The following is a 12,133-nucleotide window of genomic DNA, read 5'->3' as shown; positions in this document are numbered from 1 at the left end:
AGGGAGCGTGGTGCGGAGGGGTGTGTGGGGCCGGGCGGCCGCTCAGAGGAAGGTGTCGACGAGCATGAGGAGGGCGACGGCCAGCAGCAGGTGGGCGAAGACGCGCTGCAGGGTCGGGCCGGCGAGCTTCTTGGCCTGGCGCTTGCCGTCCCACGCGCCGAGGATCGCCGCGGCGGTGAAGGGGGCGACGACCGCCCAGTCGAGCTGCAGCCCGCTGCCGGCCCGGGCCGCGAGCGCGGCCAGCGAGTTGATCACGATGACCAGCAGGCTGGTGCCGACCGCCCGGCGCATCGGCAGGCGCACCACGCCGACCAGGGCGGGCACGGCCAGGAAGCCGCCGCCCACGCCGAGGAAACCGGTGACCGCGCCGAGTCCGGCGCCCGCGGCGCCGGCCTTGCCGGGGCGCACCTCGCCGGTCGTGGCGGCGCGGGCGGGCCGCAGCATGCGCAGGGCCGCGCCGGCCGCGACGAGGGCGAAGGCGAGAGTGAGCACGGCCTGCGGAAGGCGGCCCGCCGCGACGCCCGCGAGGACCGCGGGCACGATGCCCGCGCCGGCGAACAGCAGCCCGGTCCGCCAGGCCACGTTGCCGTCGCGTGCGTGTCCGGCGAGTGCCGTGAGCGAGGTCAGCGTGACGATGATCAGGCTGGCGGTGGTCGCCTCGGCCGGGCCGAAGCCGGCCAGGTAGATCAGGGCGGGCACCGCCAGGACGCTGCCGCCGCCGCCCAGCCCGCCCAGGGCCAGGCCGACGACCGCCCCGGCGAGGAGTGCGAGGAGCAGAACGGTCATGCCACGGAGCCGTCGCTTCCTCGTCCGTCGACGACCGCGTGGCCGGCGGCCGCCCAGTCGCGCATGCCGCCCACGACGTCCACCGCCCGCTCGCCGCGAGCGGTCAGCAGCCGTGCGGCCGTCTGCGATCGGTTGCCGCCGCGGCAGATCGCGACCAAGGGCCGGCCCTGGGCCGCGGCGGGCAGGGGCGCCCCGTCGGCCAGGGCGGACAGCGGTGCGCACAGCGCGCCGGGCGCGTGACCGGCGTCCCACTCGGTCTGCTCACGCACGTCGAGCAGCACGGCCGGGGCGTCGGCGCCCCGCGTACATCGCTCGGCCTCGTCGACGGCGACGCGGTGCGCGCCGTCAGGGAAAAGGGACATCACGAACCTCTGCAGATCAGGGAGGGGGTGCTCGGGGAGCCGGCCGACGGGGACGGGCTCAGCCGGTGACGACGGTCAGGCCCGCCTCGGCGGCGGAGTCGAAGCCGTCGTCGACCGCCACCACGTCACGTCCGGCGGCGTTCAGCAGGGACGCGGCGATCCCGGCGCGCAGGCCGCCGGCGCAGTGCACCCACACGGTGCCCGCGGGCACCTCGTCGAGCCGCTTGTGCAGCTCGTGGATCGGGATGTGGATCGATCCCTCGACGTGCCCGGCGGCCCGCTCGGAGTCGCGGCGCACGTCGAGGACGACGATACCGTCGGTGTCCTGGGCGGCGAGAGCGGCGAAGGTGGAGCGCGGGAAGGACGCGAGCTCGGCGCCCTCGGGCACCCATTCCCGCGGGCTGCCGGTCGCCGCTGCGGCGGGCCGGTCGATGCCGACCCGCACCAGCTCGCGCTGGGCGGCGGCCAGCTGCTCCGGGGACTCGGCGAGCAGGGTCACCGGCTTGCCCCAGGGGATCATCCAGGCCAGGTAGGTGGCGATCTTGCCGTCCGCGTCGAAGTTGAACGACCCGGCGACGTGCCCCTCGGCGAAGGCGACCCGGTTGCGCAGGTCGACGACCCACTCGCCGGCCGCGAGCCGGGCCGCGATCTCGGCGGCGTCCGCGACGGCCGGGGGCGTCAGGTCCACGGGGGCGGGGCCCTCGGCGTTGGCCGGGCCCATGTGCGCGTAGTAGGCGGGGACGTCCTCGAGCCCGGCGAGGAGTTCGGCGACGAAGGTGTCCACGTCGGTGGTGAGCGCCGTGTTGGCGTTCTTCTCCCGGCCGATGGTGGTCTTCTCCCCCTCCGACCGGGCGGAGGAGCAGAAGCTGCCGAAGCCGTGGGTGGGCAGGACGGCCGTCTCGTCGGGGAGCTCGGCCGCCAGCCGGTGCGCGGAGGCGTGCTGGGCGCGTGCCAGCTGCTCGGTCAGGCGCGGCTCGACCAGGTCGGGGCGGCCCACCGTGCCGATGAGCAGCGAACCGCCGGTGAACGCGGCCACCGGCGTGCCCTGCTCGGCGAGCACGTACGCGGTGTGGTGCGGGGTGTGTCCGGGGGTGGCCACCGCCCGCAGCTCCAGTCCGTCCTCGACCGTCACCGTGTCGCCGTCGGCCACGGGGGTCCGGGTGAACGACACGTTCGCCCCGGCGGGCACCAGGTAGACGGCGCCGGTGATCCGGGCGAGCTCCAGGCCGCCGGTGACGTAGTCGTTGTGCAGGTGGGTCTCGACCACGTGGGTGATGCGCACCCCGCGCCGCGCGGCCGCCGCCAGCACCTGGTCGATGTCACGCGGCGGGTCCACCGCCACGGCGGCCCGCCTGCCGCCGGCGAGGTAGTGCCGGTTGCCGAGGCCCTCGAGCTCGATGGTGTCGACGAAGAACACGCGGTCGCTCCCTTCTCGAAAGTTACCTGGAGAATTACCCCCCTGGGTATGTGTTCGACTGTAACACGGGTACCCCCGGGGGTATCCGAGCGGCAATCCGTCCCGGGTTCGGGAGTACCCGGACACGAAGAACCCCCGGGGCGGGTACCCCGGGGGTGAGGGAACGACGGCAGGCGTCAGTCCGTGAGCCGGACCGGGACCGTCTGCCAGCCGTAGGCGATGAAGGACGCAACCTGCGTCAGGTCGCCGTCGCCGAAGGCGGGGGTCAGGCCGGGGAAGCGGTCGAAGAGGGCGGAGAGCGCGGTGCGGGCCTCCATGCGGGCCAGCGGGGCCCCGATGCAGCGGTGGACGCCGATGCCGAAGGACAGGTGGTCGTCGGCACAGCGGGCCGCGTCGAAGGCGGCGGCCGTCTCCCCGTAGTGCTCCGGGTCCGAGCCGGCCGCGCCGAAGGTGGTGAGGATCGCGTCCCCCGCGGGGATCGTGACGCCGCCCACGGTGACGTCGGAGACGGCGAACCGGAGCGGGAGGGAGGCGATGGACGGGCGGGCGCGCAGCACCTCGTCGATGACCTGGTCCCAGTCCAGCCGCCCCGCGCGGACGGCGGCGAGCTGCTCGGGATGGGTCAGCAGTTCCACCACCGCGTTGGCGATCAGGTTCACCGTCGTCTCGAAGCCGGCGCCGATGACCAGCAGCAGGGTGAAGAGCAGTTCCTCGTCGCTGAGCCGGTCGCCCTCCTCGTCGCGGACCCGGATCAGCTCGGTGGTGAGGTCGTCGCCGGGGTGCTGCGCCCGGTGGGTGATCAGGGCGGGGATGACCGTGCCGATCCGCTGCTGCACGAAGGCGGCGTGCTCGGCGCTCTGGTCGGTGGTGTCCATGATCGCCGCGACCAGCTCGACCAGGTCCTGCCGCAGGTGGTCGGGCACGCCGAACAACTCGCAGATGATCTGCATCGGCAGCGGGTGGGCGAACGCTTCCTTGAGATCGACGACGGCTCCGCCCTGGCCCGCCTTCTCCATCGCGTCCAGGAGCTCCGCGGCGACGGCCTCGACCCGGCCGCGCAGCGCCTCGGTGCGGCGGGCGGTGAAGCTGGGCGCGACCAGGCGGCGCAGCCGGGTGTGGTCGCCGCCGTAGGTGGAGAGCATGTTGACCACGCCGATCCAGCCCAGCACCCACGCCCACTCCGGGTGCTCGCCGACCTCCGGCCACAGCCGCCAGTGCCTGCGCGGGTCCTTGCTGACCCGGGGGTCCAGGATCAGCGTCCGCAGCGCGTCGTACCCGGTGGGCGCCCAGGCCGGGATGCCGCCGGGCAGCTCCACGGGGACGACCGGTCCCAGCGCCCGCAGCCGCGCGCTCTCCGCGACGATGTCCGAACCGAAGGGGTCGATGGGCACGCGCGTGGGAGTGGTGGTCATGCTCGGGCTCCAGTCTGGGTGGTCGGACGGTCGCCGGGCGGCCCGGCGGGACGGTCGGGCGTGCGGGGGGTGAAGCGGACCGGCAGGGCGACCAGGGAGCGGTGGAAGGGGCCGGGCCGCCAGGTCAGCCGGTCGCGGGGCACGGTGGGCTCCATGTCGGGGAGCCACTGGGTGAGCCGCTCGATGGCCTCCGTGGCGATCAGCAGGCCCTCCTGCTTGACCGGGCAGGTGTGCGGGCCGGCGCCGAACGACAGGTGGGAGGCGTCGCGCGGGTGGTGGGCGCCGCCGTGCTGCTCCTCCGCGAACATCGCGAGTGCCCCGTAGGAGACGACGACCGGTACCGCGGACTGCACCCACACGCCGTGGAAGCTGACCGGCTCGCGGGCGTACAGCACGCCGTAGTTGGTGAGCGGGGTCTCGTAGCGGAGCACCTCGAGGACGGCGTCGCGCACGGGGCGGGAGCCGCTGGTGAGGGTGGAGTAGTACGCCGGGTTGCCGAGGATGCGCGAGAGCGCGTTGGTGACCAGGTTGGTGGAGGGCTCGTGGCCGGCGCCCAGGGTGAGGAAGACCTGCCAGGTCACCTCCTCCACGGTGAGCTCCAGCGGGTGGTCCAGCAGCCGGCTGGTGAGGTCGTCGCCGCGCCGGGCCTTCTTGGCCGCGATCAGGTCCAGCACGTACCTGCCGTACTCGGCCTCGGCGACGGCGGCTGCCTCGCCGCCCTCCATCAGCGCGCCGATGGCGTCGTTGAGCCGGTCGGCCTCGCCCTCGGGGAAGCCGAAGAGGCTGTTGAAGACCAGCGTCATCAGCGGGCGGGCGAAGTCGCGCACCAGGTCCGCCTCGCCGCTCGGCCCGAACCGGGAGACCAGGATGTGCACCGCCCGGATCACCCGCTCGCGCAGGTCGTGCGGCTCGACCAGGGCGAAGGCGTCGAGCAGGGCGGTGCGGTAGCGGACGTGCTGCTCACCGTCGGCGAAGAGGGTGTTGGGACGCCAGCGCATCATGCCGAGGACCGGCAGGTCCTCGGGGACCGTCTCCTGCCAGGCGCGCGGGTCGCGGGTCCAGGTCTTCTCGTCGTGCAGCATGTCGAGCGCGGCCTTGCGGTCGGTGACCACGTACGCCGGCACGCCGGGGGCCAGTTCGGCCCGGCCGACCGAGCCCTGGGCGCGCAACGCCTCGTAGTAGCGGCGCGGGTCGGCGGCGAAGCCGTCCTCCCACAGCCGCACGGGGGCGGAGCGCTCGAAGGACTCCGAGGGAGCGGGATACGTGGTCATCGGCGCACCTGTCCTGCCGTCGCGCGGGCGTCGAGGTCGATCAGGTGCTCCACCAGGGCGAGCAGCGCGTCGACGGAGGAATGGGTGTCCCGGGCGTCGCACTCCACCAGGGGGGTGTCGGGCGGCAGGTCGAGGGACTCCCGCAGCTGCTCCTCGGGGTAACGACGGGAGTCGGGGAAGGTGTTGACCGCGACCGCGTACGTCAGCCCCGACTCCTCGACCAGGCCGAGGACGTCGAAGGAGGCGTCGAGGCGGCGGCTGTCGACGAGCACGAGGGCGCCGAGCGCCCCGTAGGCGATGTCGGCCCACAGTGCACGGAAGCGTTCCTGTCCCGGGGTGCCGAACAGGTAGAGGACGGTCTCCTCGCCCAGGGTGATCCGGCCGAAGTCGATGGCCACGGTGGTGGTCCGCTTGTCCCGGACGCCGTCGAGGTCGTCGACGGCGACGGACGCCTCGGTGAGGTGTTCCTCGGTGTGCAGGGGGCGGATCTCGGAGACCGAGTCGATCAGGGTGGTCTTGCCGACGCCGAACGGGCCGACGACGACGATCTTCACCAGCTCCTTGGCGGCGGCGGGGAGATGGAGGTCCCCGGCCCGGACGGCGTCGTCGAGGACCCGGCTCCCGGCGGGCGATACGTCAGAGCTTGAGGGCGCGGAGGCCATCGGCGACTCTCTTCAGCAGGTCGTGGTCGGGCTGGCCGGCGGACGGGACGGGCGGGCGCGCCGTCATCAGCCCCTGGTCGATCAGGGCGGCGGACAGGACCCGGACGGCGGAGACCGGCAGGCGCAGCAGCGCCGCGGCCTCCACCACGGTCAGCGAGCCGCCCTCCAGCTCGCCCAGCAGCGCGTGCTGGGCGGGGGGCAGCTCGCCGGGGTCCGGGCCGGCGGTGGAGGTGAGCACCGACAGGCGCTCCAGGCTGTTGCGGCTGGGCCGCGCCACCCCCTCGGTGGAGAGGTAGGCGGGCACCAGCGGCCGGCCGGCTCTGTGGCCCCTCATTGGGAGGCGCCGCCCTCGGCCGCGCGGGGCGCGGCGGCCATCACCTTCTCGCCGAGCCGGGCGACCTGCGAGTGCACGCGGTGCCCGAGCAGGTCGAGCCGGACCTCCGGGTCGCCGAACGCGGCGACGCAGGTGCCGTGGTCGGTGGGCGCGACCAGGATGTAGCCGTGGTCGGACTCGATCACCACCTGCCGCAACTGGGCGGCCGGCATGTCGGCGAACGCGGCGGCCGCGGTGCGGCAGGCGCCCTGCACGGTGGAGGTGATGGCGGCGACGCGGTCGGCCGAGTCCTGGGTGAGCGCCTCGGAGAAGCCGGACACCAGGCCGTCCCGGGTGAGCAGCACGGCGGCCTTCACGTGCGGGACCTCGAGGATCGGGTCGAGGACCCACGCGCTGTCACCGGTCTCGCGGTTCGTCATCGGGGATCGGTCCCTTCGGTTCGGGCCGCTTCACGGGCGGCGGCGGTCGCCGACTGGAGGGCGCCAAGGGCTGCGGCGCACTCCTCGGGCGAACGGGCGGGGGCGGCGGCCTCGGCCGCGCTCGGCCGGATCAGCGCCGCCTGGTCCGGCGACACCTGACGGCGACGGCGGCGCGGGAGGTCCTCGGCGCCGGTCTCCGGGCGGGCGGGGTCGGCGGCCGGGGCGTCCGGCCCGGACGCGGGCCGGTCGTGGGCGGGCTCCCCGTCGTCCTCGGGCAGGCGCGGTCTGGGCACCTCCCCGGTGCGGGTGGAGGGGGACGCGCTCGCCGCGGCGGGGCGCAGCTCCGGGTCGATGTGGCTCAGCAGGTGGCCGTGGACCAGCAGGACGGCCCGCACTCCCCCGTACGGGGACCGCGAGGAGAGGTCCACCGTGAGGTCGAACTGGCGGGTGAGCTGCCCGACCGCGGCGAGGCCCATCCGGGGCGGGTCGCCCAGGTCGGAGAAGAGGATCGGGTCAGTGCCGGCGACCATGCGCTGCGCCGCGGCCCTCTCGTCGGGCGACATGCCGACGCCCGCGTCGTCGACGGTCACGGCGACGCCGTTGTCGACGTGTTCGAGGTTGACGACCACCGAGGTCTCCGGCGAGGAGTGCCGCAGCGCGTTGTCGATGAGCTCGGCGGCGATGATCGCGACGGGCTCCACGGCGTGGGAGACCAGCGCGGTGCCGGGCAGGAGGTGGTTGTGGAGCCTGACCCGGCGGTAGCCGGCCAGCCGGGCCTGCCCGCCGGTGACGGCGTCGACGAGGTGGGACTCCTCGCGGGCCAGTCCCACCCACGCCCCGCAGACCACGGCGGTGACCTGGGCCCGGCGCAGCGACTGCTCGTTCTCGTGGTCGAGGGTGTAGAGGACCTGCGCCAGTTCGGGGTCGTCGTAGCGTTCCTGGAGGCCGTGCAGGAGGTCCTGCAGGCGGTAGAGGCTCGCCTGGATCTCCCGGGTGGCGCCGCGCATCCCGGCGCGGGCGGCGGCGTCGACCCGCTTGCGCTCCCGCAGGATCGCGGCGCGCAGGGCCTCCAGCACCGGTTCGGTCGCCGCTCCCACCGTGCCGGCCGGTCCGGGCACCGGGACGTGCGGGTGCGTGGCGCGGGTCGCCTCGGCCGGCATGCGCCGGGTGACCAGGTGCTCCAGCTCGGCCGTGAACGCCTGACGGACGCGCTCGGCCTCCTCGAGCCCGGCCCGGAGGGACTGCTCGGCCTGGTGGCGCAGTCCGGCCGTCTCCCGCCGGAGCCGGTCCCGTTCGCGCCGGGAGCGCCACAGACCCCCTCCCAGCGCGAACGCGCCCGCCGTCCCGGCGGCCAGGCAGCCGAAGGCCAGCTCCGGTATCTCGATCATGTATGAGGACCTCGGGGTCTCGGATACGACTGGGCGGCGGTGCACAGGTGTCTGTCGAGCAGATGGCAAACTACACACCATCACCGGCCGGTTGCACCTCGTCCGCGTCCAACTTGCTTGCAGATTTGGCCATTTGAACGCAAGACGAGTCCGAAATTTTCGGAGCGCCGTGGTTCAGGGAGTGGCCTCCGGCCGGGGGAGGTCCGCCCCGGGGACCGCCACCAGCACGACGTCGCCCGGGGTGCGGGTCACCGCCAGGGCGGTCTCCGGGGCCATGCCCTCGACCGTCCGGACGGTCACCTCCTCGGGCTTCTCCCCCGTGCCCGCACTGCCCGTGTCCTCGCACACCGGCACCAGCCCGGTGCCGATGGCCTCGCCGGGCGTGAACTCCAGGTCCGTGGCCTCGTGATAGGAACGGCCCTCGAACTCGACGACGTGGACGCACTTCGCCCCGGCCTCACCGCCCGCCCGGAGTCCGCCCTCCGTCCGCGTCCGCTCGCTCCGTCCCCCGCCGGTGCAGCCGGCCACCGCCGCTGCCAGCAGGACCGCCACCACCGCCTGGCCCCGCTTCCGCGCCGCTGCTCCCGTTCCCATCGCCCGTCCTCCCTCTCCCCGGCCACCGGGGGCCCGTCGGTCTCCCGCGTACGACGACGGAGCGGACGCCCTGTTCGTTCGGCGCGCGACGGGACGGCTCACCCGCCGAAACAGGCAGATCTTCGCGTCCGCGCCCTGAAGGCCCAGGTCATCCCGGTGACCGTCGCGCCGGGAAGTGGCGCAATGTTGCGGCAACCTACGGTCCGCGCCGGATCGTTATGGTTCGGGCCATGCCACCCACCGACCGCATCCGGGACCACGCCGGCCAGGGCGCGCCCACCGTCGCGGCCCAGCGCACACGGCGTCGGCTGCGCGCGGACCGTGCACGCCAGCTCGCCGACCTGCTGCGCCGTCAGCTCCTCACGGGTGGCTGTCCGGACGGGACCCTCCCGCACGAGTCGGACCTGGCCCAGGAGTTCCGGGTCTCACGCAACACCGTCCGCCTCGCACTGGACCTTCTGCGCGCGGAAGGGCTGGTGGAACGCCTTCCCGGGGTCGGCACCGTCGTCGTCGCCCAGAAGTACCCGCACGGCCTCGACCGTCTGATGGGTCTCGCCGAGACCCTCCACGAGCACGGGAACGTCACCAACGAGGTGCGCACCGTGGGCCTCCTCCCCGCGCCCGCCCTGGTCGCCGAACGCCTCCGCGTGGCGCCCGGCGCCGATGTCGTCTACATCGAACGTCTGCGGCGCCTGAACGGCCTCCCTCTCTCCCTCGACCTCACGTACATCCCCCTCGACATCGGCACCGAACTGCTCGGCGCCGACCTGGAGAACACCGACGTCTTCCGTCTGCTGGAGACCGTCACCGGCAGGGCGCTCGGCCATGCCGAGATCACCCTGGAGGCGGTCAGCGCCGACGCGCACTCCGCAGCCGTGCTGCAGGCTCCGCGTGGCGCCGCCGTCCTGATGCTGGAGCGCCTCACGCATCTCTGCGACGGGCGCCCCGTCGACCTGGAGTTCATCCGCTTCCGTGGTGACCGCATCTCGATGAGCGGCCGGCTCCACCGCTCCCTGTAGCCCTCCCCCTCCCTGTACAGCCCGACCTTCCCGGAGACATCCATGCCCTTGGTGCCCCAACGGGCCGACGTGCCCGTGACCATCGACGCCACGAAGTGCATCGCCGGCTGCACGCTCTGCGTGGACATGTGTCCGCTGGACTCCCTCGCCATCGACGAGACCAGCGGCAAGGCCTACATGCACGTCGACGAGTGCTGGTACTGCGGCCCGTGCGCGGCCCGGTGTCCCACCGGCGCCGTCACGGTCGACATGCCCTACCTGCTGCGCTGAGAGGCCCGAACCCCATGACCACGACTCCCCTGAGACGTCCGGCGGTCGCGCTCGCCGCGGGCGTCCTCCTGTTCCCCCTGTCCGCCTGCGGCGGCAGCGCCGAGGCGAACGGCTCCTCCACGGTCACCGTCACCGTCGGATACCAGTCGAAGACCATCAACACGGTCACCGCCGGCACCCTCCTGCGTTCCCTCGGCCACTTCGAGGAGCAGTTGAAGGCCCTCGACGACGGCGTCACGTACAAGGTGGAGTGGCAGGACTTCGCCACCGGCGCCCCCATCACCGCGCAGATGACCGCCGGGAAGATCGACATCGGCTCGATGGGCGACTTCCCCCTCCTCATCAACGCGGCCCGGGGCAAGCAGCTGAACCGGCCCACCCACCTGGTCTCCGTCACCGGCTACAACCTGAAGGGCGGCCTCAACACGGTCGTCGTGGCCCCGGGTTCGAAGCTCGCCTCGCTGAAGGACCTGAAGGGTGCGAAGGTCTCCACCAGCGTCGGCTCGGCCGCCGACGGCACCCTGGTGCGGGCCCTGCGGCAGGCGGGCCTCGACCCCGCACGGGACATCGAGAAGCTCAACCAGCAGCCCGCGGTGGGCGCCTCGGCCCTCGCGGCGGGCAGCGCGGACGCGCTGTCGCAGTTCGTGGCCTGGCCCGGATTGCTCGCTTACCAGGGCAAGGCGAAGGCGCTGTACGACGGCGCGCAGCTCGACCTGCCCACCTTCCACGGCGTCACCGTCCGCGAGGACTTCGCCGAGCGGCGTCCGGCCGTACTGGAGGCGTTCCTCAAGGCACAGGCGGAGGCGACCGACCATCTCGACGCCCATCCGGTGGACGCCGCGGAGAGGGTCGCCGAGGCGACAGGGCTGCCGGCCGAGGTCGTCTACCTCTACAACGGAGCCCACGGCATCGCGACCTTCGACCCGTCCGTCAAGCCGCGACTGGTCTCGGCGCTCGAAGAGGACGTGGCGATCCTGAAGGCGGCGAAGCTGACCGGCGACATCGACGTGGACGCGTTCGTCGACGACCGGTACGTCAGGAAGGCCCTCGGCGCCGGGTACGCCGAGCGGCTGCGGGCCGCCCCGCCCGCCGCCGCGAGCGAGGTGTGGCCCGAAGGGGCGTCCAGGACACTGGAGTTCGCCTCCCCCGACGAACTCCTCGCGCACCTCGCGCGACACCGGGACGGGATCCGTGCGGCCTACGTCCCCGACGCCACCACCGGCACCCTCTGGTTCGCCGACAAGGCCGTCTGGGTGGCGGACGGCGAGCGGTCGCTGCCCTTCGTCGCGCCGGAGACGGCACGGGCCTACGTCGCCGGTCACGAGGGCGCCCGGGTGATCAGCTACGCGGACGCCCTGGGACGCGCCTCATGAGCCGGTACCCCGGCCGGCCGGGCCGGCTCGCGCTGCGGGCCGGGTCACTGGCCGCCGCACTGGGCCTGTGGCAGCTGCTGACCGCCCTCGACGTGGACCTGTGGATGCGCTTCTCGCAGTTCCCGACGGTGACGGACGTGGCCCGGACCTTCGCCGGCCGGCTCTCCGGCCCCGACTACTGGACCGATCTCACCGACAGCCTCACCCGCATCGTGGCCGGTTTCCTGCTCGCCGCCGTCCTGGGCGTGGCCACCGGCGTGCTCGTGGCGCGCTCCCGGCTCGCCGAGGACGTGCTCGGCCCGGTCCTGGAGGTCGTGCGGCCCGTCCCCGCCATCGCCCTGGTGCCCGTCGCGATCCTGCTGTTCCCCTCCAACGAGCAGGGGATCGTCTTCATCACCTGCACCGCCGCCTTCTTCCCGGTCCTCGTCTCCACCCGGCACGCGGTACGGGCACTGAGCCCCGTGTGGGAGGAGGCGACGCGCACCATGGGCGGCGGCCGCCGGTGGATTTTCGGCTCGGTGATCCTGCCGGGCGCCCTGCCCGGCATCTTCGGCGGCCTGTCGGTGGGCATCGGCGTGTCCTGGATCTGTGTGATCTCCGCCGAGATGATCTCCGGCCAGTACGGGGTCGGTTACCGCACCTGGCAGGACTACACGATCGTCGACTACCCGGGCGTCTTCGTCGGCATGGTCACCATCGGCCTGCTGGGCTGGCTGACCTCCACCGCGGTCGAGCTGGCCGGCCGACGCCTGACGCGCTGGCTGCCGCGCACCTCGTACGTTCCGGGCGCCGGGTCCGCGCCCGGACCCGCCGCCCCGTCGTCCGC

At 73.7% G+C, this 12,133-nt stretch carries 14 protein-coding genes; 4 read left to right on the top strand and 10 right to left on the bottom strand.

Translation table 11 applies throughout. The annotated features are described in order from the left end of the window. Positions 1 to 42: 42 nt before the first annotated feature. The 10 genes from ACOV8S_RS05390 to ACOV8S_RS05345 form a co-directional block, all read right to left on the bottom strand. A complete protein-coding gene (locus ACOV8S_RS05390; RefSeq protein ID WP_448316375.1) occupies positions 43 to 786 on the bottom strand; it encodes a sulfite exporter TauE/SafE family protein in 744 nt (247 codons plus the stop codon). After that, complete coding sequence (locus ACOV8S_RS05385; RefSeq protein WP_448316374.1) at positions 783 to 1,148, bottom strand: rhodanese-like domain-containing protein; 366 nt, start codon at positions 1,146 to 1,148, stop codon at positions 783 to 785. Before ACOV8S_RS05385 ends, ACOV8S_RS05390 begins: the two co-directional genes overlap by 4 nt. A gap of 58 nt (positions 1,149 to 1,206) precedes the next feature. Beyond that, complete coding sequence (locus tag ACOV8S_RS05380; protein ID WP_448316373.1) at positions 1,207 to 2,565, bottom strand: MBL fold metallo-hydrolase; 1,359 nt, start codon at positions 2,563 to 2,565, stop codon at positions 1,207 to 1,209. A 176-nt stretch (positions 2,566 to 2,741) separates the two neighbouring features. After that, positions 2,742 to 3,977 carry a cytochrome P450 family protein gene (locus tag ACOV8S_RS05375; RefSeq protein ID WP_448316372.1) on the bottom strand — a complete coding sequence of 412 codons (1,236 nt, stop codon included), beginning with the start codon at positions 3,975 to 3,977 and terminating at the stop codon, positions 2,742 to 2,744. Beyond that, entirely contained in the window at positions 3,974 to 5,248 is a 1,275-nt protein-coding gene (locus ACOV8S_RS05370) for a cytochrome P450 (protein ID WP_448316371.1), read from the bottom strand. Before ACOV8S_RS05370 ends, ACOV8S_RS05375 begins: the two co-directional genes overlap by 4 nt. Continuing rightward, on the bottom strand, positions 5,245 to 5,910 hold the full coding sequence (locus ACOV8S_RS05365; RefSeq protein ID WP_448316370.1) for a GTP-binding protein: 666 nt from the start codon (positions 5,908 to 5,910) through the stop codon (positions 5,245 to 5,247). The genes ACOV8S_RS05370 and ACOV8S_RS05365 overlap by 4 nt, the downstream gene beginning before the upstream one ends. Then, a complete protein-coding gene (locus ACOV8S_RS05360; protein WP_448316369.1) occupies positions 5,885 to 6,244 on the bottom strand; it encodes a DUF742 domain-containing protein in 360 nt (119 codons plus the stop codon). Before ACOV8S_RS05360 ends, ACOV8S_RS05365 begins: the two co-directional genes overlap by 26 nt. Continuing rightward, positions 6,241 to 6,663 carry a roadblock/LC7 domain-containing protein gene (locus ACOV8S_RS05355; protein ID WP_448316368.1) on the bottom strand — a complete coding sequence of 141 codons (423 nt, stop codon included), beginning with the start codon at positions 6,661 to 6,663 and terminating at the stop codon, positions 6,241 to 6,243. The genes ACOV8S_RS05360 and ACOV8S_RS05355 overlap by 4 nt, the downstream gene beginning before the upstream one ends. Continuing rightward, on the bottom strand, positions 6,660 to 8,051 hold the full coding sequence (locus ACOV8S_RS05350; RefSeq protein ID WP_448316367.1) for an ATP-binding protein: 1,392 nt from the start codon (positions 8,049 to 8,051) through the stop codon (positions 6,660 to 6,662). Before ACOV8S_RS05350 ends, ACOV8S_RS05355 begins: the two co-directional genes overlap by 4 nt. Positions 8,052 to 8,225: 174 nt before the next feature. After that, complete coding sequence (locus tag ACOV8S_RS05345) at positions 8,226 to 8,645, bottom strand: DUF6281 family protein (protein WP_448316366.1); 420 nt, start codon at positions 8,643 to 8,645, stop codon at positions 8,226 to 8,228. A gap of 230 nt (positions 8,646 to 8,875) precedes the next feature. Between ACOV8S_RS05345 and ACOV8S_RS05340 the strand changes: the two genes are divergently transcribed. From ACOV8S_RS05340 to ACOV8S_RS05325, 4 genes are all read left to right on the top strand, one after another. Further along, positions 8,876 to 9,664: a GntR family transcriptional regulator gene (locus tag ACOV8S_RS05340; RefSeq protein ID WP_448316365.1), complete on the top strand. Its 789-nt coding sequence runs from the start codon at positions 8,876 to 8,878 to the stop codon at positions 9,662 to 9,664. Between the two features lie 42 nt (positions 9,665 to 9,706). Beyond that, positions 9,707 to 9,934: a 4Fe-4S dicluster domain-containing protein gene (locus ACOV8S_RS05335; RefSeq protein ID WP_351111456.1), complete on the top strand. Its 228-nt coding sequence runs from the start codon at positions 9,707 to 9,709 to the stop codon at positions 9,932 to 9,934. A gap of 14 nt (positions 9,935 to 9,948) precedes the next feature. Then, the gene (locus ACOV8S_RS05330; RefSeq protein WP_448316363.1) at positions 9,949 to 11,307 is read left to right on the top strand and encodes an ABC transporter substrate-binding protein; all 1,359 of its coding nucleotides are present in this window, start codon (positions 9,949 to 9,951) and stop codon (positions 11,305 to 11,307) included. Continuing rightward, the coding region (locus ACOV8S_RS05325; protein WP_448316361.1) for an ABC transporter permease at positions 11,304 to 12,133 on the top strand (830 nt) is incomplete at its 3' end. The genes ACOV8S_RS05330 and ACOV8S_RS05325, both read left to right, overlap by 4 nt.

It is taken from the genome of Streptomyces sp. CO7 (genome assembly GCF_053474865.1).
The sequence above is the reverse complement of the archived record's forward strand: the minus strand, read 5'-3'. Positions and strand labels throughout refer to the sequence as shown.

Bases quoted from the DNA above. Each gene is read 5' to 3' on its own strand.
- ACOV8S_RS05350 (WP_448316367.1), bottom strand. From the start codon at position 8,051: ATGATCGAGATACCGGAGCTGGCCTTCGGCTGCCTGGCCGCCGGGACG.
- ACOV8S_RS05345 (WP_448316366.1), bottom strand. From the start codon at position 8,645: ATGGGAACGGGAGCAGCGGCGCGGAAGCGGGGCCAGGCGGTGGTGGCG.
- ACOV8S_RS05360 (WP_448316369.1), bottom strand. From the start codon at position 6,244: ATGAGGGGCCACAGAGCCGGCCGGCCGCTGGTGCCCGCCTACCTCTCC.
- ACOV8S_RS05340 (WP_448316365.1), top strand. From the start codon at position 8,876: ATGCCACCCACCGACCGCATCCGGGACCACGCCGGCCAGGGCGCGCCC.
- ACOV8S_RS05365 (WP_448316370.1), bottom strand. From the start codon at position 5,910: ATGGCCTCCGCGCCCTCAAGCTCTGACGTATCGCCCGCCGGGAGCCGG.
- ACOV8S_RS05370 (WP_448316371.1), bottom strand. From the start codon at position 5,248: ATGACCACGTATCCCGCTCCCTCGGAGTCCTTCGAGCGCTCCGCCCCC.
- ACOV8S_RS05375 (WP_448316372.1), bottom strand. From the start codon at position 3,977: ATGACCACCACTCCCACGCGCGTGCCCATCGACCCCTTCGGTTCGGAC.
- ACOV8S_RS05335 (WP_351111456.1), top strand. From the start codon at position 9,707: ATGCCCTTGGTGCCCCAACGGGCCGACGTGCCCGTGACCATCGACGCC.
- ACOV8S_RS05355 (WP_448316368.1), bottom strand. From the start codon at position 6,663: ATGACGAACCGCGAGACCGGTGACAGCGCGTGGGTCCTCGACCCGATC.
- ACOV8S_RS05390 (WP_448316375.1), bottom strand. From the start codon at position 786: ATGACCGTTCTGCTCCTCGCACTCCTCGCCGGGGCGGTCGTCGGCCTG.
- ACOV8S_RS05330 (WP_448316363.1), top strand. From the start codon at position 9,949: ATGACCACGACTCCCCTGAGACGTCCGGCGGTCGCGCTCGCCGCGGGC.
- ACOV8S_RS05385 (WP_448316374.1), bottom strand. From the start codon at position 1,148: ATGTCCCTTTTCCCTGACGGCGCGCACCGCGTCGCCGTCGACGAGGCC.